Origin of the sequence: Arachidicoccus ginsenosidivorans, assembly GCF_007971385.1 — a bacterium.
GTDB classification, from domain to species: Bacteria; Bacteroidota; Bacteroidia; order Chitinophagales; family Chitinophagaceae; genus Arachidicoccus; species Arachidicoccus ginsenosidivorans.
On the sequence record NZ_CP042434.1, the window covers coordinates 1,365,510 to 1,388,190 of the forward strand.

The following is a 22,681-nucleotide window of genomic DNA, read 5'->3' on the forward strand; positions in this document are numbered from 1 at the left end:
CCACAAAAAAAATCCTAAAGTTTTTTAACCTCTAGTTATTAACTAATTGAGATTCAAGTAGAAATTATTAATCCAATACCAATCCCGGCTGCTGCAATTCCCTTAGACTTTCAATATATTCACTTGGTGCTTGTCCCATAACGGATTTAAACACCCGGTTAAAATTGGTGATGCTATTGAATCCAGAGTTATAGGCAATGCTGGAAATGCTCTCAAAAGAACCTGTGGAAAATTGTTTTCTGGCCTCTCCGATGCGTACTTCATTTAAAAACTGCACGAAAGTATGGCGGGTGTGTTTCTTAAAAAACCTGCAAAACGCCTGGGGTGTCATAAAGGCTTGTCCGGCAACATCCTCCAGCGTGATCGGCTTATCATAATTTTGCAGAATATAGTTATAGATATGACTAATCCGGATGCCGTCCGTTTCTGTATTGATCATCTTGGATCCTTGCCGTGACAAGATCTTTTGATCAGAAATACCGGCCAGAAGCTGCAACAGCTGTATAAAAAGGATCACTCCTTGCGTTGCGTCCTCGGTTTTATAAAGTGTATCCATCAAGCGGGCAACCTCGGTTGTATGATGCTGAGGTACCTGGATACCGTTTTGAGCCAGCGTGATAAAATTGCGTAAATGCTTTAATTCCGGAACACCCAATAAAGTCTGACAGATAACCTCCGGGTCAAAAAAGATATCTAAAGAGCAAATAATCCGCTCGGAACCTTCTTCAAAATAAGCCGCATGATTTTTAAATAAATGCGGCTGCCCGCCGCCAATAATAAAAATATCATTATGGGTAAAGCTATGCATATTATGATCCACCATAAGCGTACCTTCTCCTTGTTGTACCCATGTTAGTTGCATTTCTTTGTGGCGATGCAAATACGGGTAAAAATGCGGCAATAAATCCATTCTGGTGACAATTGTTTTGTCGTGACTAACGGGGATGGTAAACTGCAGGACTTTCATAATTCAAGAATTTTAATGGAGAATCGCATCAAAGAATAACCAAACATTGATAAGGCCAAGTTAACAAATTCTGCGTGCTCAATACGTAAATTACCACCAAATGATCAATTTTCGTGTAAACTAGGTTAAAATATGGTTAGTCGCGGCAATATCAGACAGGATTTTATGAATTTTATCACATTTTCAAGGATCTGCAGACCGGGTTAATATCTGTATAGTAAATAACAAAAAGCGGGAATATTGCTTGAACAGCGGCCGGTAATTTTACAGGCGAATATTCCTTACTTTGTAGAGGACTTTGTTTTAATTATTAAATAAAATACAACTATGGCATTAGAATGGAAAGGCGTATTTCCTGCAGTGACAACCAAATTTAATAAAAATGACGAACTGGATCTGCCTTTGTTTGAAAAAAACCTGCAGGCGCAGATTCAGGCAGGTGTGGCAGGTATTATTATTGGGGGATCTCTTGGAGAATCCAGTACGGTAACAACACAGGAATTGGAAGAGTTGGTCAAAAGTGGTTTAAAAATAGCTGACGGCAAAATACCGGTCGTTGTAAATATCGCAACAGGTGCCACTAAGGAAGCGGTAGCGCTGGCAAAACAAATCAAAATCTGGGGGGCGCAAGGCATTATGCTTTTGCCACCGATGCGCTATAAATCCACACCTGAGGAGACTGTTTTGTTTTTTAGAACCGTCGCTGCCGCCACTGATTTGCCGATCCTGCTCTATAATAATCCGGTAGATTATAAAACAGAAATCACTTTGGATATGTTTGAGGCATTAAAGGATCTGCCTACCATTCAAGCAGTTAAAGAATCCACCAGGGATGTATCCAATGTCATTCGGTTGCGCAACCAATTTGGTGATCGCTTCAGGATTCTATGTGGAGTAGATACCCTGACTTTTGAAGAGCTCTCTGCGGGAGCTGATGGCCTTGTTGCAGGTCTGGTATGTGCTTTCCCTAAAGAGACGGTCGCGATATATAATTTTATTAAAAACAAGCAACATGATAAGGCCCTCATCATCTATAGATGGTTTATGCCACTTTTGGAATTTGATATTACACCTCAACTCGTGCAGTATATCAAACTTGCAGAAGTCTATACCGGCCTTGGCAGTGAAATCGTTCGTGCGCCCAGGCTTGCCTTAAGTGGCATGGAGCGTTCAAAGGCGGTCAAAATAATCGAATCTGCCCTGGCAAATCGCCCTGAGTCTTTGGTCGCAGAAGGGCTTGCTCTGGCAGCATCTTAATGGATTTTGGGTAATATTTTGCGGGGACGCAGATGGATAGGCAACTTGAAAAATTGTCAGTTCATTGCCTCCTTGCCAAAAAATAACACGTAACTTAGACAATTAAGCATTTGGCTTAAGTTTTTAAACAGCGCACACCTAACAAATTAATTCAAAAATTGATTCCCATGCAACACGATATAACAGAAAGTATGCAATTAGCCGCCACGGTTATGAACCGGGCCCAGACTGCATTTTTAAGTTTCCAGCACAGCACTGCTCAGCAGCGCGGGGCATTGCTTGAAAAAATAGCTGACTTGCTGGAAGCAAACAGACAGACGCTGGTTACGATTGCCCGACAAGAATCCCATTTATCTGAAGCGCGGTTAAATGGGGAGCTCAGTCGTACAACTGGTCAGCTGAAACTTTTTGCCCAGTTACTGTTGGAAGGTAGCTGGGTACAGGCGAGCATCGATACCGCCTTACCTGACAGAACGCCATTACCCAGAACGGACATCCGTAAGATGTTACGCCCCAAAGGGCCAATTCTGGTTTTTGGCGCCAGTAATTTCCCGTTTGCTTTTTCGACCCTTGGCGGCGATACTGCCAGTGCCTTGGCTGCCGGTTGCCCGGTTGTTATAAAAGCCCATCCTGGCCATCCAAATACTTCCAAAGCGGTATTTGATGTGGCCAGTGAAGCCATAAGCAGTCTTGGGCTGCCGCCTGATATTTTGCAACATGTAAGCGAAACTGGCACACAAATCTCCATCGACCTGGTCCAGGCTAAAGCGACAGCAGCGGTTGGTTTCACTGGCTCTTTCCAGGCGGGTACTACACTTATGCAGGCTGCAGCCCACAGAACAGCCCCCATTGAAGTATTCGCTGAGATGAGTAGCACAAACCCAGTGGTGATCCTTAGTGATCTATTAAATACCGCCCCCGAAGGCACCGCTCAAAAATTAGCAGCATCTGTCGCCCTTGGAGTCGGTCAATTCTGTACCAATCCTGGACTTATTTTTATGACCAAAGACGCCGGGCTGGAGGCTTTTCAACAGGCATTTATAGGGGCTTTAAGCAGTGTACCCCCTCTGAAATGTTGCATGAAGCCGTATTGGAAAACTACCATAATAATCTACAAATCGTTTTATCTCAAGCCGGAGTTGACACCTTGTTAGCAAGCACGGACGCTGGGAGTGATGGGCTCCATGCAAGCCCCTCACTGGCAAGGGTCACAGCGGATAGTTTTATCCATAACAGCGCACTTAAAACAGAAGTATTCGGGCCTTTTTCATTACTGGTGGTGGCTAGAGACCAGCAGGAGCTTATAGAGGCACTCCGCAGTCTGGACGGACAATTAACAGCCAGTCTTTTTGGAACCGATCGTGATCTTACAGACCAACAAGGTCTTAATCCGCTACTGGATATACTCACCGGGATCGCCGGGCGGGTCATTTTTAATGAAGTACCTACGGGTGTGGAAGTCTGTCATGCGATGGTGCATGGTGGTCCTTTTCCTGCTACTTCTTCCAGCAGTTATTCCTCGGTGGGCACCTCGGCCATACTGCGCTGGGTAAGACCGGTTTGTTATCAAAATCTCCCTGATAATTTATTACCGGACGCCCTCAAAAATAGCAATCCATTGGGCATTTTCAGGCAAATCAATGGCAACTGGACAAAAAATCAACTTTAACCTTTTGAAAGTTTGTTGAATCTATATGCGTAAAACATTTTTTTGCATCGATGGCCATACCTGTGGTAATCCGGTGCGCCTGGTGGCCGGCGGTGGCCCCATTTTAGAAGGGCAGACGATGCGGGAGAAAAGATTGTTTTTCCTGGAGCATTATGACTGGATCCGAAAAGGACTTATGTTTGAGCCCAGAGGCCATGATATGATGAGTGGTTCCATTCTATACCCTCCTTCCAATAAAGATTATGATATCGGCGTTCTTTTTATTGAGACCAGCGGCTGTCTGCCCATGTGCGGGCACGGCACCATTGGCACGGTAACTATTGCGCTGGAGGCCGGGCTAATCACGCCTGCCGTACCGGGCACACTTAGGCTGGAAACACCGGCAGGCTTAGTAATCGCTACCTATAAGGAGCAAAAAGGTAAAATCAAATCCGTTAAACTGATTAATGTACCCTCTTTTCTGGCTGCCGGAGATCTTACGGTCTCCCATCCAGAGCTAGGTCAGCTGACTTTTGATGTTGCTTATGGTGGTAATTTTTATGCCATTGTAGACCCGCAACAAAATTTCAGTGGCATGCAGGATTATACATCCCTGGATATAATTCGCTGGTCACGCCAGATGCGGGAAGTTGTCGCTAAGGGTCCGGATTTTGTTCATCCAGAAGATGCTGCAATCCAAGGTGTCCACCATATTATGTGGACAGGTAAGCCGCTAAATCCCAAGAACACTGCGCGCAATGCTGTGTTCTATGGCGATAAAGCAATTGACCGCAGTCCATGCGGCACGGGCACTTCCGCAAGGATGGCGCAGTTACATGCCAGAGGCAAACTCCAAAAAGGTGATGCTTTTATTCATGAGAGCATTATCGGCTCTACTTTTACCGGCACCATTGAGGGCACCTGCCAGGTGGGTGATTTTGAGGCGATTATCCCTGGCATTGAAGGCTGGGCCAGGGTCTTCGGACAAAATACCATTACCATTGACACGGATGATGACCCGCTGGCACTAGGTTTCTCAGTCATATAATCAGCCGCCTATCCACCTGGGAAATGACTGGTCGGTTACAATACAATTTTGCTCTTTTTTAAAATCACTATCCTTATGCATTATCAAAAATTGACGGCACTGATTATCCCTTTCGCCTTGTCATTGATGACGGTGGCCGCTCAGACATATATTCCGGTTAAAAACGATTCGCGTTTCAAAATAAAACCAGCTGCTGACGTCCAGGCCTATGGTTTTGCCATGACAGATGTCAAACTAGCCCCAGGTTCTCCTTTTGCACACGCCCAGCAATTGGATGCGCATTATCTTTTGGAGCTTAAACCAGACAGGCTACTGGCCAGGTTTTACAAAAATGCCGGCCTGCCGGAAAAGGACTCCGTATACGGGGGCTGGGAAAGCTCAGGATTATCCGGCCATACGCTGGGGCATTACTTATCCGCCACCAGTCTGATGTATAGCACCACTGGCAATACGGTATTCAAACAACGAGTTGATTATATTGTGGGCGAATTAGCCAGATGCCAAAAAGCCCGTAAAACTGGCTACGTGGGCGCCATTCCTAATGAAGACAGCATTTTTGGGCGCGTGGCCAAAGGAGATATTCAAAGCGGCGGTTTTGATCTGAATGGCGGTTGGTCGCCCTGGTATACGGTACATAAGGTGATGGCTGGCCTGGTAGACGCTTATCTATACACTGGCAACCAGGAAGCCTTGACTGTTGTCACTAAAATGGCCGACTGGGCAGATAATTTGCTAAAACCCTTAAGTGATGCTCAGATGCAAAAAATGCTGGTTTGTGAATATGGGGGAATGAACGATGTATTGGTAAATATTTATGCCATTACCGGTAACAAAAAATACCTGAATTTAGCCAATCGCTTCTTTGATGATTTTGTGATGTTGCCTTTGTCTGAAAGAAAGGATGCCCTGCAAAATAAACATGCCAATACCAATATCCCTAAAGGTGTGGGCTCTGCCTCTCAGTACCTTTGGGTGGGTAGTGGCAGAGATAGCACGATTGCGCAGTTTATGTGGCGGACCATTGTAGGCCATCATAGCTATGCCAATGGTGGTGATGGAAGTTATGAATATTTTGGTACTGAAGACCATTTAAGTGACCGGCTCAGCGATGACAATACAGAAACCTGTGCTTCTTATAATATGTTAAAACTTACCAGAAAACTCTTTACCCTGCATCCCTCTGCCAAATTGGGGGACTATTATGAAAGGACGCTTACGGATCATATATTAGCCACCCAGCAGCCCGAGACGGGTATGTTTACCTATTTTGTTCCTCTACGCATGGGGGAGCCAAGACTTTCAGTGATCCCTTCAATACCTTTACCTGTTGTGTGGGCACGGGTATGGAAAATCATGCTAAATATGGAGAGAGCATATTTTTCCAGAGTCCGGACAGCAAAACTTTGTTTGTAAATTTATTCATCCCGGCTACCTTAAGCTGGCAGGTGCAGCATACAAAAATACAATTGGCTTCTTCTATCTTACAAACAGACACCATTACCTTACATATTCAAAATAAGAAGGCTGCTCAATTTTCTGTAAAACTGCGCAAACCAAAGTGGTCCAAAGACTTTACGCTGCTCTTAAATGGCAAGGCAGTAAACGCTCAGGTGGATGCAAAAGGTTTTGTGACGATTGCTAATAATTGGAAAAATGGGGATCAACTTCAGTATGTACTTCACCGCACCATTCACGCCGAGCCAATGATTGATAATAAAGACAGGGTGGCTATTTTCTATGGTCCAGTATTACTGGCAGGACTTCTGGGAGACAGTACGGCTGACCCGGTGATGGGCATACCGGTACTGTTAACCGATGACCACGATGCCAGCCATTGGATCCAGCCGGTAGACAAAAAAATATGATCTTTAAAACTACCGTTGGCAAACCACTGGATGTTACACTCAAGCCATTTTACAGTGTTTACAAGCAGCATTATATGGTTTATTGGGATCTGTTTACGCCTGCTGGCTGGCAGGCCCGTAAGGCGTCGTATAAAGCTGAGCTGGAAAGGCAAAAATCGATTGATGCCAGAACGGTGGATGTTTTCCGCATCGGGGAAATGCAGCCAGAAAGAGATCACCATTTAACTGCTTCTGACAATTCTTATGTCAGCGAGGCCTTCGGCAAACATGGCCGAGAGGCAAGAAGTGGGGGTTTCTTTGAATTTGACATGAAAATAGATCCTAATAACACAGACAGTCTGCTGGTCACTTATATCGGAGCTGACAAAAACCGAAAATTTGATATTATCGTGGAGGGCAACCTCATTGCAACCGAGCATCTGGAAGGTGGGCAGTCTGATAAGTTCTATGACAGAACCTACGGGATCCCCAAAGCGCTGATCCAGGGCAAAATCAATATACGGGTGCGCTTTGATGCTAAATATAAGTCAACGGCAGGCAGGGCCTTTAGTGTTCGCGTGATTCGCTAGTTGCTGTTAAACTAGTTAAACTAAACAATACAAAACAACCTGGTCGGTGATGCCGGATTTTATTTAAAAAATTAAGCAATTCAATAATGCGTATATGCCAAAAAACAGCGTAATTATTATAGGAGGGGGATTTCGGGGTTATCCTCTGCCCGTTATCTGGCTAAAGCCGGATGGACAGTCACGGTACTGGAAAAGGGAGATTTTACGGATGGCTGCTCTTATGGCAATGCGGGTTTTGTCTGCCCCAGCCATTATATTCAACTGGCCACCCCTGGTATTGCCAAACAAGGGCTCAAATGGATGCTTAAAAGCACCAGCCCTTTTTATATTCAACCCAGGTTAGATCCGGCCTTACTTCGCTGGGGTGTTCACTTTCTAAAAAGGGCGAAACAAAAATATGTCACGCAAAACGCCGCGTCACTAAGAGATATCGGGTTACTAAGCCTAAATGAGTACGAACAGGTCTGGCTGGGAGAAATGGATTTTGACTATCAGCATAAAGGCATGCTGGAGGTTTTTCAAACGCAGGCCGCTTTTAAAGAATGTACGCATATCGCAAAAATAGGCCAGGATTTAGGGTTGGAAATAGAAATGCTGGACAAAACCGGTCTATCAGAGCTTGAACCGGACACTGAGTGGAACGCCATGGGCGCCGTGTATTACAAATGTGATGGTCATTTAAATCCGGCAAAACTGATGCGAGGACTTTACAACAACCTTGAAAGCCTGGGTGTTCAATTGCGCGCCAATCAACAAGTCACTGGTTTTAAAAAGCAGGGGCCGTTAATTACTGAAGTTTACGCAGGTGAAAATAGCTTTAAAGCAGATGCTGTCGTACTGGCAGCGGGTAGCTGGAGTGAACAGCTAGCCCGGCAACTACACCTGAACCTTCCTGTGGTCGGGGGACGCGGTTATTCTTTTATGGTCCCCGTCCAAAATCACCACCGTATCCACCGCCCGGGCCTTTTGGTGGAGGGCCGGGCCGCTTTTACGCCCTTGGGTAATGAGCTACGTTTTGGGGGTACCATGGAAATCAGAAATCTGGATGCACCGATGTCTTTAAACAGGGTCAAAGGAATCATTAACGCCGTAGAAAATTTCTTTCCGGATTATAGAGGGCAACTGGATTTTAACAAAATAAAACCTGCTATCTGGTCTGGATTTAGGCCAGTTTCTGTGGACGGCATGCCGTATATTGGCAAATCACCATCCATTGAGAATCTGGTGGTTGCAACGGGACATGCTCAGCTAGGCATCAGCTTAGGTGCTGCCACTGGTCTGCTGGTCAGCGAACTGGTCCGGGGGTAGATACTAGTATAAATATAACTACCTTTGGGATCAATAGATTCAATAACTAAATAAGAAATTATGTTTGACAAGGACATCTATATCCAGCGCCGAGCTCAGTTGGCCAAAAAAGTAGGTTCCGGTCTTATATTGCTGTTGGGCAATGACGAAGCCGGAATGAATTTTAAAAATAACTGGTACCCATTTAGACAGGACAGCACTTTTTTATATTATGCAGGTATTGACCTGGCTGAACTGGCGGTGGTCATGGATCTGGACACAGGCGTAACTACTTTGTTCGGTAATGAACTTACCATAGATGATATTGTATGGACGGGGCCGCTGCCTTCACTCAGCGAGCTCGCCACACAGACAGGGATTGAGCAGGTAAGGCCTTATAGCGAACTGGCTACGGTACTTAAATCGGCCAGGGAGAAAGGACAAAAAACACATTTTTTGCCTGCCTACAGGCCAGAGCATATTTTAAAGTTGCAAGCATGGCTGGATGTAGCACCAGGTGAAAGTGTTTCATCGGCATCACCAGGCTTGATTCGGGCGGTTGTTGCCATGCGCTCCCATAAGGCGCCTGAAGAAATCGCCGAAATGGAAAAAGCGGTGGATACCTCAAATGATATGCATACTTACTTTATGCGCGCCCTGGCCCCAGGCAAAAATGAGCTGGAGATCGCTGGTCAGTTAAGGGCCATTGCCATCGCCGGGGGCGGGGACCTCTCCTATCCTACTATTTTGACTTCCAGGGGCGAGACGCTGCATATCCATGCCCGCAATTTGAGCTTACCGGCTGGAGCTTTGGCACTTTGTGATGCAGGTGCTGAGTCTGCCATGCATTATGCAGGCGATCTAACCAGAACGGCTCCTGTCAGCGGGAAATTTACTGGCGTACAAAAAGACATGTATCAACTGATTTTGGATATACAACTGGCCACTATTGACGCCTGTAAACCAGGGGTGCCATTTAGTGAGGTGCACCGGCTCAGTGGTGAGCTGCTGCTGGAAGGCTTAAAATCTTTTAATATCATTAAAGGTGATGCCAAAGAAGCACTGGCTCTGGATGCCCATACGCTCTTTTTCCAGTGTGGCCTGGGTCATATGATAGGCCTTGATGTCCATGATATGGAAAACCTGGGCGAGCAGTATGTAGGTTACACGCCTGATCAACCCAAAAATATGAATTTTGGCTGGAAATCACTGCGTCTTGGCAGGGCACTGGAACCAGGCTTTACCCTGACTGTCGAACCCGGCATCTATTTTATTCCAACTTTAATTGATCTTTGGAAAGCAGAGAACAAATTAAGTGATTTTATCAATTACCAGGAGTTGGATAAATTCAGGGATTTTGGCGGTATTCGTATTGAAGATAACCTGGTCATTACTGAAGATGGATACCGCATTTTAGGCAGTAAAATGGCGGCTAAAACGGTGGCAGAGATGGAGGCGCTTTCTCCTGAACCTTTATAGACCATTAAGACCAATCAAATGCTTGTATATCAACAAATATTTGAATTTATAATACAATAAAAAATCATGCAAAATCTTTGCTTATATCAAAAATTGGGTGTACTCTTGGGTGTAACTTTTAAGTTGCACCCAAATTAATATAAAACGGGATATAATCTTTCCCTTGAAAAGAGAAAGAAAAACGGCAAACCTGTTATCGAGAATGCACCTATCCGTATGCTTTTCATTTACAGCCACAATCGAATAGAGCTCTCTTTGTTATACAATTTAGATTAAGCCATACAAATGAATAAACTAGAAAAGAATCCAGAACGACAAGAATTTGACAAATATATCTACGCTATTAGTGTGGAAATTGACCAGGCACAAGTAAAGCTCATTTCTGCCGCCAATGTTCAGATGTTATTACATTATTGGAAGATTGGTCATTCTATTCAATCAGAAAAAATTAGGATGGGGAAGCAAGTTTATTGAACGTACTTCGTAAGCCCTCAAAAAGTTGCACCCTGAAAAAAAGGGTTATTCACCAAGAAATCTTAAATATATGTGTCAGTTTGCCAAATTGTATCCGATAGGAATAGTTCAGCAATTAATTGAGGCAGACCAAGAATTAGAAAAACCGACATTAGAGAAAGTTCTTTCTGTAACAACTGTATTGAATGAATACAAATTTGGGCAGGAGGCTCCTGCCCAAATTCAAACTATTAATAATGAAGAAAATACAATTACGCAGGAAGCTACTACCCAAATTGAAGACGTCAGTAAAGCGCTGGCAATAATCACGCAACACCCGATTCCACAAATAGAAAATGGCTTTATATGCTCTCCTGTTTCCAAAATAAATTGGGCAAGTCACATGGTATTGATGGACAGCAAACTATCATTAGGTAATCGATATTGGTATATGAAACAATCTGTCGAGTTTGGATGGAGTAGCACAATTCTTAAAATACAGATTGAAAGCGATTTATTTCAACGGCAGATAGAAAAGCAAAAAGTAAGTAATTTCACGGCAACATTACCAGAGCCCCAGAGCGATTTGGCCAACTATCTTTTAAAAGACCCATATATATTCGATTTAGCCGGAGCGAAAGAACGTGCCGATGAACGAGACATTGAAGACCAATTGGTAGCTCACGTCACCAAATATCTATTAGAGATGGGAAACAGTTTTGCATTTGTGGCTCGCCAGAAACACTTCCAAATAGGGAATAGTGATTTTATGCTGACCTTATTCTTTACAATATCAAACTTCATGCATACGTAGTTGTGGAACTCAAAGCGACTCCATTCAAGCCGGAATATGCAGGACAACTCAATTTCTACATCAATGTTGTAGATGACAAATTAAGAGGAGGGAACGACAATAAAACTATCGGATTACTACTTTGTAAAGGGAAGGATGAAGTTATGGCGCAATACGCATTATCGGGTTATAATCAACCGATTGGGGTGAGTGACTATCAGCTAAGTAAAGCTATACCGGAAGAACTGAAATCTGCTTTACCCGCAATTGAAGAAGTCGAGGAAGAATTATCTCTTCTATTGGAAGCAAATAAAAATAAAGAGAAATAATGTACGCATTCGTGTTATAAACACAGCTATTACCGAACTAATAAACTAATATAAACAAGCGTTGGAATATTGATCCATGTACTACTGGTGTATACCAGGCATATCGGCAAGCTGAATATCATGAAACTTTTTTTAAGACCGAACCTAACGTCCGGTCTTCTTTGTTTAGGGTTATGCAGCAAATTTTTCATTGAATTGCCCTGTTTTTTACAACAAATTTTCTGTCGGATATTAAGCAGTTAGGTTAATATCCGACAAACAAAAGTTAAGAATTGGTCAATTGATTATTGGTTTATTTAAATCTAAATGGGTAACTTTATATTTTATAATTGTATAAATTACAATATTAAGCGATTAAACGGCTGAAGCCAATAGTTGCTTATTTGAACAATTACTATTAAAAAATTGATTAACAGTGGCTACGATAGGTGTATTAGCGGCCGATTATGCGAAAATTTTCGCAATGTGACCTTAGCTTAGCAAGTTTGATTAGCAGATTTTATTAAATACTTAACCTCAATTTTAAAATTTAAATCCATGGCTATCAAAAAATTGTATCTTCCAGCGGGTCTTATGGCATTGATCATTATCATTGGCATGACCATCCGTATTGGCACCGCAAGTGCGGCCTTTCTCAGGGCTTCCTCCTTTGACAGCCATGCAATTAATGACACGACGGGGCTGGCAAAGCGTTATTTTGCCCAGATGATTACCCCACCGCCAGATAGTCTCCATTTAAATGCATTTTATAAGCAGTATTGTAACGCTGTCGGCATCCCGGTGGTGGCCTCTGAAAAGGTACCGCCTACAGCCCTGCTGACAGCAAGAGATATTATTACTTATATGCTGGCAGGCAGAAGTGATATCCGGGGTGAACTGGTTAAGGAAAAGGGCCGTGTTTTGGTGATGGCCCAGTCAGAAATGGAAACGGATCTCCCTGAGCGTAGTAACTGGAAAAAGCCAGGCTACAATGATCCTCGACTTACACCAAAAGAAAGGGCCAATTATTATAAGCCCGGAGGTATCGCTTCCCAGACGGATAGAGATTACTGGAATCAAAGGGCAAGAGGCATGGGGGACTGATTACCTCCTGCGCTGAGGAAAACCTGTTAGGCTATCCAGGTACGCGTTATTATGGAGAAAGTATAACCGTTCATGAGTTTAGCCATAATATCATGGGCGCTATCCAACATGTAGATAAATCTTTATATAAACGCATTTTGGCAGCTTATGCGGTAGCAAAAGAAAAAGGGATGTACAAAGGGCAATACGCCATCAATACAGCAGACGAATATTGGGCTGAGGGTACACAGTGGTGGTTCTGGTCTAATTTTCCATTTACGGATCGTGTCCGCAACATAACGGTTTGGTCGCCGGCCTCCTTAAAAAAATATGATCCGACACTTTACCAGATTTTGTCAGAAGTTTATATCGGCCATCATAATCCGGCAGATGTCTATTATAAAACCCATTATAAACCAGGTGCAAACAGCACGCATTAATGCTCACAAATAGCAATCACTTAAACCTTCCACTTAATATTTTCTTATGAACGTAAATAGCAAACATACAACGAAGATGCACCGGCTGGCACAAAAAACGGGCAAGGCATTGGGCCTTACGCTTCTAGCCACCGGGCTACTGCCCGGGTTGCCGAGTGCTTTTGGACAGGATTATCCCTATAAGCCTGTGGCCTTTACCCAGGTACAATTAACGGATCATTTTTGGAAACCCAAAATTGAGGTAAACGCCACCGTCACCATCCCATATATTCTCAGGATGTGTAAAGAACACGGCCGTATTGACAATTTTCTTAAAGCATCGGGTAGAATGCCTGCTGGTGATAAAATGACGACCTACCCTTTTGATGATACAGATATTTATAAACTGATCGAAGGGGCTTCCTATAGCCTTCAGACGACACCCAATACACTGCTGGACAGACAACTAGATAGCTTAATTCAGATCATAGGCCAGGCCCAGCAGCCAGATGGGTATTTGTACACCTTTAGAACAGCCAAAGTAAAGCATCCGCAAAGTTGGATCGGGCAGCATCGCTGGCAGAATGCAGAGATTTTAAGTCATGAATTATATAACTGCGGTCATTTATATGAGGCAGCCGTAGCACACTTTCAGGCAACAGGCAAAAGAACCTTCTTAAATATTGCCATTAAAAACGCCAATTTACTGGTCAAGGATTTTGGCTGGGGGAAAATTGAAAAGTATCCGGGGCATCCAGTTGTGGAAATGGGACTCGCAAAACTTTATAGAGCAACAGGCGACAAAAAGTATTTAGATCTGGCCAAATTCTTTTTGGATGTTCGTGGTCCGCAAAAAGACAATAAAGGAGACAGCTATAACCAATCCAATATCAAGCTAGTCAACCAAAGGCAAGCAGAAGGGCATGCAGTAAGAGCCGCTTATTTATACTCAGGCATGGCCGATGTGGCAGCACTTACAAAGGACACAGCTTATCTGACCGCTATTGATGCTATCTGGGATGACATCATTGACCATAAACTCTATATTACCGGTGGCATCGGGGCCACCGGTAATGGTGAAGCCTTTGGGCCTGCCTACGACCTGCCCAATATGACGGCCTATGCGGAGACCTGCGCCGCCATTGCCAATGTCTATTTTAATGAAAGAATGTTCCTACTTCACGGGGATGCCCGCTATATTGATGTATTGGAGAAAACGTTATATAACGGCTTATTATCAGGTGTTTCCCTTGATGGCACCCATTTTTTCTATCCGAACCCTTTAGCTTCCCTGGGACAACATGCCCGTAGCGGATGGTTTGACTGTGCCTGCTGTATCACCAATATCTCCAGGTTTATGCCTTCCATGCCGGAGTATATTTATGCACAGGATAAAAATGCATTATTTGTCAATCTGTTTGCTGCCAATAAGGCAAATTTTGAGCTGGCCTCCGGTAAAGTACAGTTAGAACAGCTAACTAATTACCCTTGGGATGGCCATATCAAAATTAATGTTACACCTGTATCTACCAATGACTTCGGGCTGCATATCCGTATTCCAGGCTGGGCCAAAGGAGATGCGCTGCCAGGCGATCTCTACCATTTTCTGGATATCAATCCCCATCCAGTCGATATTTTCTTAAATGGTAAATCAGTTGACTATAAACTGGTGCATGGCTATGCGGTGATTAATCGTGACTGGAAAAAAGGCGATCAGATCAGCTTTAATCTACCCATGCCCGTCAAAAAATCCTGGCAAATCCCGAGGTAAAAGCAGACAACAATAGATTTGCCTTCCAAAGGGGGCCTATTGTATACTGCATTGAAGGTGCCGATAGAAAGGACAGCAGTGTCATGCATCTGGTTATCGATACGGCAGCCCGGGTTAATGCAATTTATGCAGCGGGTAAGCTTGGTGGCATCCAGCAGTTAGAAGTGCCCGGTTATTTGCTCAAACGCAAAAGCAGTACAGGGGAAAACGGAATTGAAAAAATACCAACAACTGTAACAGCGATACCCTATTTTAGTTGGAATAACCGCGGTCCAGATGAAATGGAAGTATGGATTCCTTATGACGCTTCCAACGGCACGCCGCTGCCGGCACCTTCCATCGCCTCTAAGAGTAAAGTATCTGGCTCACACGTCTCTAAACTAATGCTGCGTGCCCTGAACAATCAGGTTACGCCGGCCGATTCAAAGGATCAAAGTACAGGCAATCTGCATTGGTGGCCTACAAAAAATCAGTCTGAATGGGTAGCATATGATTTTGACAAAGCTTATACAATCAGTAGTTCAAAAGTTTACTTTTTTGATGACGGGCCTTTTGGCGGTTGCAGGGTACCTGTCAGTTGGCAGCTGCTCTATAAAGAAGGAGACAAATGGGTACCTGTTGAAAACACTTCACCTTATTCCATTAAAAAAGACAGCTTTAACGAAGTGTCTTTTAAACCAGTAAAGACCACGGCTTTAAAGCTGCAATTACAATTGCCTGTTGATAATTCCGCGGGGATTCTCGAATGGTCTGTAAAATAAAGAGTTACTAAAAGCCGGGGATAAAAAGGAAGTAGCCGTTTCTGATTGTCTGTGTTTTTACCCAAATGGTTGGCATTTAGCGTCATAACGACGTTAAATGCCAACCATTTGGGTTTATATAGGAATAATAACAAATTTTTCTTCGCCTTCGAATGCGACTACGCAAGTTTAAAAAGGTTAAAATCCGGCAATCATGCAGCAATATCTGTAAAAGCCTGATGACTTTACATTTTTAACTTCACTATCGGTTTTTGCAGGAGAACTCGAATATATTGTATTTAAGCATGACAACTGTTTGTCCAATCTGGACAAGCTATTTTTTTAGTTCATTTTATATATGTACATAATACACTTTAAATGCATTTAAGGGGATTAAACGCTTAACGGCTTGCCTCCCAAAAGTCAATTAAAGTTTTTCAAATAACGCCCTAAAAAGCGGTTGAGTCCGGCGGTTTTGCCTTAAACATTTATAATCGATCAAATAAGGAACATCAACCGGCACCTTGAATGTCCCTTTTAGGTCAACGCAGCACAGATGAAAACATTAGTCAATCTTTTTATGGTATTTTTTGTGGGTAGCGCCGTCCACGGCCAACTTCATCAACAACACAATCAGCAGCCTAATGCAGATAGCGTCAGAGCCGCCAGGGCCAGAATGGTTGCAGCCGCCACCATCACCTATAAAAACAGGGTTTTTACAAGGGCAGATACACTTAGGGGTAGTATAACCGCAGAGCGCGCCTGGTGGGATGTGTTGCGTTATGACATCGAAATTACACCTGATTTTAATCAAAAATTTACCGCTGGCAGCAATCTGATAACCTATCAGGTAACCAATATACATCAGCCGGCCATGCAGATCGACCTTCAGGCGCCTTTGGTAATTGATAGCATAGTTCTCGATGCGCATATTACGCTGCGTTTTAACAAAGAAGGCAACGCCTGGCATGTTTATACGCCAAAACAAGCGCTTTTTTCTATTCACCGGGTAAAAGTGTATTTTCACGGTTATCCTACAATCGCTGCACGGCCGCCATGGGATGGGGGCTGGACCTTTACCAAAGATCCTGAGGGCCATCCATGGATGACGGTTTGTTGTCAGGGCGTCGGTGCTTCTATCTGGTATCCTTGTAAGGACCATCAAAGTGACGAACCTGATCAGGGCGCGACTTTAAGTATGCGGGTCCCGAGAGGACTTGTCGCCGTTAGCAATGGCCACAAAATCAGTGAAGTACAAAACCAAGACGGAACGATTACAACCAAATGGGGCGTACAAAATCCCATTAGCAATTACTGTATTATTCCTTACATCGGCGACTATGTTAGCTTTTCTGAAGTTTATCCTGGACAGGCAGGTCCATTGAGTCTGACCTATCACGTTTTAAAAGCAGATGTACAAAAAGCAAAAGCTTATATGCCTTTTGAAGTACATCATATGCTTCAAAGCATGGAATACTGGTTCGGCTCATATCCCTTTTATAAGGATGGTTATCAACTCGTGGAAGTGCAACATACGGGCATGGAACATCAAAGTGCTGTGGCCTATGGCAACTGGTTTGCGCACGGTTATAGAGGTAAAGATCTGGCAGGCAACGGCTGGGGCGCTAAATGGGATTTTATTATTGTTCATGAAAGTGGCCATGAATGGTTCGGCAATAATATCACGTCAAAAGATGTGGCCGATATGTGGGTCCATGAGAGTTTCGCCAACTATTCGGAGACTTTATACGTCGAGTACCGCTGGGGCAAGCAAGCTGGCAATCAATACAATTACGGGATCCGCCGTAACATTAAAAATGACCGGCCCATTTTAGGGCGGTATGGTGTCAATGAATCAGGCAGTGGCGATATGTATTACAAGGGCAGCAATATGATTCATGCCATCCGCCATAGCATGGATAATGATTCTCTTTTTAGAAACATCCTGCGCGGTTTAAACAAACATTTTTATCACCAGACCGTAACAGGACAGCAAATTGAGCAGTATATATGTAGCAAAGCCGCCTTTGATTATCTTCCTGTATTTAAACAATATCTGGCCACCACCCAGATCCCCACCTTATCGCTTAGATTTAATCAGGATAGTTCGATCGTGCGTTATCGATGGGAAAACTGTGTGGACAGCTTTAACCTACCCATTGCCCTGCATGCAACTAAACCGGAAATTTCTTTAAAAATATACCCGGTTACGCACTGGCAGACGGTTCATCTCTCTAAGGCTCAGCGGCAGCTTTTAAATGCTGACAGTATTAAATTCAATTACTACATACAGACCGACATTCAATAATTAAAAACCAATGATGACTATGACAACCTTTCAATGCGATTGAAGCCGTATTTCAATTTACAAGCATACGGCCATTAAAATTCACACTAAAAACTAGAAAAATGATTACAAGAATTCCTAAAAAAGCGCTATATAGCAGTAAGCTATTATTATTGTTGCTGCTGCTTTTACAAATCACTCTTGGAACGGCTCAGGACCTACGGGTCGTAACCGGTACAGTCCGCTCTGAGCAGGACAACCAACCCATGCCTGGTGTCTCTGTTACAGTACTAAGCACGAATAAAGGAACCACAACAGATGGGGAGGGTCATTTTAAAATCCAGGCAAATCCAAATGACTCTTTGATATTCCATTTTGTAGGCTACCAGTCTCGCCATATTATAGCCGATCATTCTCCCCTTGACATCTTGTTACAAAATGGCAGCAACTTGCTGGGCGATGTCGTGGTGGTGGGTTATGGCACAGAGAAAAAAGAAGTAGTAACAGGTGCCATTGGCACGGTAAAGTCAAAAGATTTTGTCAAAGGTGCTGTTAAAGATGCCGCGCAACTCATTACAGGGAAGGTGGCCGGACTGAGCGTATCTTCCTCCACCGGTGATCCGACGGCAGGTACTGAGATTATGCTGCGCGGGATTTCTACTTTGATGTCTTCCACAGCTCCCCTGATCTTAATTGATGGAATTCCTGGCGATTTAAAAACAGTTGCACCTGAAGACATCGCCTCGGTGGATGTACTAAAAGACGGTTCCGCAGCGGCTATTTATGGCACTCGCGCTACGAATGGAGTAATTCTGATCACGACCAAAAAATACAATGCCAATCAGGCTAAGTTACAATATGATGGCTATCTGAGTGTACAGACTATTGCCAAAAGACCTGAATTTTTGGATGCAGCAGATTATCGGCGCTTAATAAAGGATGGTGTGGCTTATACGGATTACGGAACGTCTACGGATTGGTTTGCTGCTATTTCCAGAACGCCGGTCAGTCATACACATAACTTTTTGTTGCAAGGAGGCAATGCACAAACGAATTATACGGCTAATATCAATTACAGTAACTGGCAGGGCCTACTCAAACGCTCTGACAATACTAATTTGCGCGCTAATTTTGACATCAACCATTCTATGTTTAACGACAAGGTTAAAATTCATCTGAATGCCATTATGTCTAAAAGAAAATACTGGGCCGGCGGAGATGGATATAGCTTCAATACCTATATCTACCGCCAGGCACTCATTCGTAATCCAACAGATAGCATCCGCCATGCAGATGGCAGTTTTGTTACCAGGGACGGTTATTTTTATGACAATCCGGTGGCCCTGCTGGAAGGGGTTGATGGGGAGAATACAGAAAAAGAAATCCGTCTGAATGGTAGTATTATTTATCAGCCCATTAAATCTTTAATTTTCAAATTACTGGCCTCAGACAATAGTTGGATGCAGACCAGGGGCTATGCCACCAATAGCGCCTATCCTTCCAATGCGGCCAATGGATGGGGCAATGCCTACGCTTCAAGAGGCCAGTCCAACACGGAGGATCACTTATTAGAATTTACGACAAATTATGACAAGGCATTTGGTGCACATCATGTCAATATTCTGGGCGGTTATAGCTATCAGGACGCAATGGCGGACGGTTTCTGGGAAAATAATTGGTATTTCCCCACAGACGTTTATGGTTATAATAATATGGGGGCAGGAGATGCACTCTCAGAGGGTAGCGCAGGCATGGGCAGTGGTAAATCAGAAAACAAACTGATTGGCTTTTTTGGCAGGATCAATTATAATTATGCGGAGAAATATCTGTTTATGGCCTCTGTGCGCAGGGAAGGGTCTTCTAAGTTTGGTAAGAACTACCGTTGGGGCATGTTCCCGGCAGTTTCCGCAGGTTGGCGTATCAGTCAGGAAGACTTTTTGAAAAACAGCAAGGTCATCAGTGACTTAAAACTACGTGCAGGTTTTGGGATTACCGGTACCGCGCCCTCTGATGACTATGATGCACTCACCACCCTTAATTATGGGGACCGTTTCCTATACAATGGCAACTGGGTTCAAGGGCTCTCTCCTACCAGAAATCCTAACCCAAATCTTAGGTGGGAACAAAAACAGGAATATAACTTAGGTATCGATTTTGCCTTATTTAATCATTTTGTTTCTGGTAGCATCGATGTATACCAGAGAGATACGAAGGATATGTTGTATGATTATCCAGTACCTGTCCCCCTTATCTATATAGTACAATTCTGGCCAATGTTGGTAAAATGCGCAATAAAGGGCTGGAAATCTTACTGAACTTTAATCCGGTCACCACAAAGGACTTCTCCTGGAATTCTGGCGTCACTTTCTCCACCAATAAAAACACTTTAGTTTCTATTAATAATGATCAGTTCAATTTAACCCAGGATTGGTTTACTGCAGGTTATACGGGTGAACCCATACAGACTTACACCCACCGTGTAGAAGTAGGACAGCCTATTGGCAATTTCTATGGCTGGAAATCTGTTGATATCGATGAAGATGGTGTTTGGCAGGTTTTAAATAAAGATGGTGAGGTCATCTCTATCAAGGATGCCACCGAAGAGGACAAGCGTGTTCTGGGTAATGGTTTGCCCAAGTATTATCTCTCCTGGAACAATTCTTTCAGGTACAAACAATTTGATTTGAGTATGAATATGCATGGTGCTTTTGGTTATCAGGTGCTTGATTTTCTACGGCTTTTCTATGAAAACCCTCGTAATGCCCAGTATAATATGTTGAAGTCTGCATTTGACAAAGTGTATAATAAAGCGGAGCTGGATTATGACCTTTCTTATGTCAGTCATTATATAGAAAATGGTGATTATTGGAAAATTGATAATGTCACCCTAGGTTATACCATCCCGCTTAAAACCAAAAAGACATTCTCTTCTGCAAGGGTATATGCCTCTGGCCTTAACCTGATTACCATTACTGGTTACAAAGGCATCGATCCGGAAGTAAATCGAAGTGGTCTGGCCCCTGGTAATGACGACAGGGATAAATATCCGACAACCAGAACGTTTACTTTGGGCGTTAACCTAACCTTTTAATCCTTAAAATCTAAAGTATGAAATCATTAAATTTTCTATATAAAAGTTTGCTACTGGCAAGTATTCTTTCCACCAGCACGAACTGCACCAAGTTAGATGTAAAAGATTATTCAGAAATCATCAGTGATAATTTTAATCCAACTGAAAATGATATCGCCTCCATTATTGCCCCGGTCTATATCAGCTTTAGACCCATGTGGGCAGACTGGTACGGAAACTTTGACCTGCAGGAAGAAAGTGCAGATGCTATTGTAACTCCTGTCAGGCCCAATGGCTGGTATGATGGTGGCACTTATATCCGCATGCACCAGCACTTATGGACGCCAACAGAAGGTCAACCAGAAGCATTATGGTATAATTGCTTTAATGGCATTAATGCAGCCAATCGGGTACTTAGTCAGATTGAGTCCGGAGAACTTCCCATAACGGAAGGAAAGGAAGCTATTATCGCTGAAATGAAAGTTGCCAGGGATTTTTGTTACTATGAACTGATGGACAACTTTGGCAATGTGCCTATTGTGACAGACTTTACCAGCGATGAACTCCCAAAACAAAGTACCCGCAAAGAAGTGTATGATTTTCTGATAGGCGAATTAAGTGAAAATATTCCGCTGCTCAGTGCAGAGGTCAGCTCAAAAACCTATGGCCGTTTTAATCAGTGGGCAGGATACACGCTGCTTGCAAAAATATATTTGAACGCTGAGGTGTACACAGGTACGCCCCAGTGGCAAAAATGTATTGATGCCTGTGAAAAAGTAATTGGATCGGGTAATTATATTCTGGAACCTGATTATAAATCCAATTTTGTAACAGAAAATGAAAACTCTAAGGAATTAATCTTCACTGTTCCTTACGATGAGACCAAAGCACCAGGTTTTATTATCCATATGAAGACACTAAAACCTGCCGACCAAAAGGTGTATAACCTGCAGGCACAACCCTGGGGTGGCAGCTGCGCTGTGCCGCAATTTATACATACCTATGATCCGGATGACAGCAGACTGGCAGATAGCTGGATCTCTGGGCCGCAAATTACACCGGAAGGTGATGTGGCCATCGATTATATTGATTCGCTGATCAATATTGATCAGGCCGGCGGTAATCCCTTTAATTATGGATATCCGATTGGTAAGTATGAAATCAAAATGGGAGCTAAGGGTTCACTTAGTAATGATTTTCCCATATTTAGATATGCGGATGTATTGATGATGAAGGCAGAATGTTTGCTTAGAACGGGCAAAGCTGATCAGGCTGCTGCTTTGGTCACCGAGGTCAGGCAAAGAGATTTTAAATCCAAGCCGGCTAAAGCAACGCTCAGCGGTGCAGATTTACTAAAAGGTAGTGTCTATGATTATGGCTATGTGAAGGATGGGAAAATCGCAACTGATGAGGGAGGTGCTGATATAAAGTATGGAAGGTTTTTTGATGAACTAGGCTGGGAATTTGCAGCTGAGGCACATAGAAGACAAGATATGATACGCTTTGGTGTTTATTCCACTAAAATGTGGTTCCAGCATAAGCCAGTGGGTGCTTACAGATCCTTGTTCAGTATTCCGGAGAGTGTTTTAAACGCCAATTCCAACCTTAAACAAAATCCAGGTTATTAAGATTCGATA

At 43.5% G+C, this 22,681-nt stretch carries 19 protein-coding genes and 1 pseudogene; 19 read left to right on the forward strand and 1 reads right to left on the reverse strand.

Annotated elements, in window-relative coordinates:
* Window positions 1–67 precede the first annotated feature (67 nt).
* Window positions 68–967, reverse strand: a complete 900-nt coding sequence (locus FSB73_RS05585; protein ID WP_146780501.1) for an AraC family transcriptional regulator — start codon at window positions 965–967, stop codon at window positions 68–70.
* A 327-nt stretch (window positions 968–1,294) separates the two neighbouring features.
* On the opposite strand from FSB73_RS05585, the gene FSB73_RS05590 reads away from it, so the two are divergent.
* From FSB73_RS05590 to FSB73_RS05655, 19 genes and pseudogenes are all read left to right on the forward strand, one after another.
* On the forward strand, window positions 1,295–2,224 hold the full coding sequence (locus tag FSB73_RS05590; protein WP_146780502.1) for a dihydrodipicolinate synthase family protein: 930 nt from the start codon (window positions 1,295–1,297) through the stop codon (window positions 2,222–2,224).
* Window positions 2,225–2,391: 167 nt separating this feature from the next.
* Window positions 2,392–3,378 (forward strand): aldehyde dehydrogenase family protein, encoded by a 987-nt coding sequence (locus tag FSB73_RS05595; protein WP_146780503.1) that lies wholly within the window; start codon window positions 2,392–2,394, stop codon window positions 3,376–3,378.
* Window positions 3,372–3,893, forward strand: a complete 522-nt coding sequence (locus FSB73_RS05600) for an aldehyde dehydrogenase family protein (protein ID WP_146780504.1) — start codon at window positions 3,372–3,374, stop codon at window positions 3,891–3,893. Before FSB73_RS05595 ends, FSB73_RS05600 begins: the two co-directional genes overlap by 7 nt.
* A gap of 25 nt (window positions 3,894–3,918) precedes the next feature.
* On the forward strand, window positions 3,919–4,920 hold the full coding sequence (locus tag FSB73_RS05605) for a 4-hydroxyproline epimerase (RefSeq protein ID WP_146780505.1): 1,002 nt from the start codon (window positions 3,919–3,921) through the stop codon (window positions 4,918–4,920).
* 75 nt (window positions 4,921–4,995) lie between these two features.
* Window positions 4,996–6,333, forward strand: coding sequence for a beta-L-arabinofuranosidase domain-containing protein (locus FSB73_RS05610; RefSeq protein ID WP_394344824.1), 1,338 nt, complete (start codon window positions 4,996–4,998; stop codon window positions 6,331–6,333).
* The gene (locus FSB73_RS27440; RefSeq protein ID WP_394344825.1) at window positions 6,324–6,785 is read left to right on the forward strand and encodes a hypothetical protein; all 462 of its coding nucleotides are present in this window, start codon (window positions 6,324–6,326) and stop codon (window positions 6,783–6,785) included. Before FSB73_RS05610 ends, FSB73_RS27440 begins: the two co-directional genes overlap by 10 nt.
* A complete protein-coding gene (locus FSB73_RS24235) occupies window positions 6,782–7,354 on the forward strand; it encodes a DUF6805 domain-containing protein (protein WP_225974519.1) in 573 nt (190 codons plus the stop codon). The genes FSB73_RS27440 and FSB73_RS24235 overlap by 4 nt, the downstream gene beginning before the upstream one ends.
* Window positions 7,355–7,483: 129 nt before the next feature.
* Window positions 7,484–8,662, forward strand: coding sequence for an NAD(P)/FAD-dependent oxidoreductase (locus tag FSB73_RS05615; RefSeq protein WP_146780506.1), 1,179 nt, complete (start codon window positions 7,484–7,486; stop codon window positions 8,660–8,662).
* Between the two features lie 60 nt (window positions 8,663–8,722).
* Window positions 8,723–10,120 carry an aminopeptidase P family protein gene (locus FSB73_RS05620; RefSeq protein ID WP_146780507.1) on the forward strand — a complete coding sequence of 466 codons (1,398 nt, stop codon included), beginning with the start codon at window positions 8,723–8,725 and terminating at the stop codon, window positions 10,118–10,120.
* Window positions 10,121–10,405: 285 nt separating this feature from the next.
* Window positions 10,406–10,594, forward strand: a complete 189-nt coding sequence (locus FSB73_RS05625) for a DUF1016 N-terminal domain-containing protein (protein WP_146780508.1) — start codon at window positions 10,406–10,408, stop codon at window positions 10,592–10,594.
* A 70-nt stretch (window positions 10,595–10,664) separates the two neighbouring features.
* A pseudogene (locus FSB73_RS05630) lies at window positions 10,665–11,695 on the forward strand (PDDEXK nuclease domain-containing protein).
* A 537-nt stretch (window positions 11,696–12,232) separates the two neighbouring features.
* On the forward strand, window positions 12,233–12,778 hold the full coding sequence (locus FSB73_RS24240; protein WP_225974520.1) for a hypothetical protein: 546 nt from the start codon (window positions 12,233–12,235) through the stop codon (window positions 12,776–12,778).
* Window positions 12,779–12,870: 92 nt separating this feature from the next.
* A complete protein-coding gene (locus FSB73_RS24245) occupies window positions 12,871–13,197 on the forward strand; it encodes a hypothetical protein (protein ID WP_225974521.1) in 327 nt (108 codons plus the stop codon).
* 46 nt (window positions 13,198–13,243) lie between these two features.
* A complete protein-coding gene (locus tag FSB73_RS05640) occupies window positions 13,244–14,947 on the forward strand; it encodes a glycoside hydrolase family 127 protein (protein WP_225974522.1) in 1,704 nt (567 codons plus the stop codon).
* A complete protein-coding gene (locus FSB73_RS24250) occupies window positions 14,929–15,708 on the forward strand; it encodes a hypothetical protein (RefSeq protein WP_394344840.1) in 780 nt (259 codons plus the stop codon). Before FSB73_RS05640 ends, FSB73_RS24250 begins: the two co-directional genes overlap by 19 nt.
* A 535-nt stretch (window positions 15,709–16,243) precedes the next feature.
* On the forward strand, window positions 16,244–17,995 hold the full coding sequence (locus tag FSB73_RS05645) for a M1 family metallopeptidase (protein WP_225974524.1): 1,752 nt from the start codon (window positions 16,244–16,246) through the stop codon (window positions 17,993–17,995).
* Window positions 17,996–18,096: 101 nt separating this feature from the next.
* Window positions 18,097–20,289: a SusC/RagA family TonB-linked outer membrane protein gene (locus tag FSB73_RS05650; protein ID WP_225974525.1), complete on the forward strand. Its 2,193-nt coding sequence runs from the start codon at window positions 18,097–18,099 to the stop codon at window positions 20,287–20,289.
* A complete protein-coding gene (locus tag FSB73_RS24255; protein ID WP_225974526.1) occupies window positions 20,259–21,065 on the forward strand; it encodes a SusC/RagA family TonB-linked outer membrane protein in 807 nt (268 codons plus the stop codon). The genes FSB73_RS05650 and FSB73_RS24255 overlap by 31 nt, the downstream gene beginning before the upstream one ends.
* A gap of 17 nt (window positions 21,066–21,082) precedes the next feature.
* Window positions 21,083–22,672: a RagB/SusD family nutrient uptake outer membrane protein gene (locus FSB73_RS05655; protein ID WP_146780509.1), complete on the forward strand. Its 1,590-nt coding sequence runs from the start codon at window positions 21,083–21,085 to the stop codon at window positions 22,670–22,672.
* Window positions 22,673–22,681 lie beyond the last annotated feature (9 nt).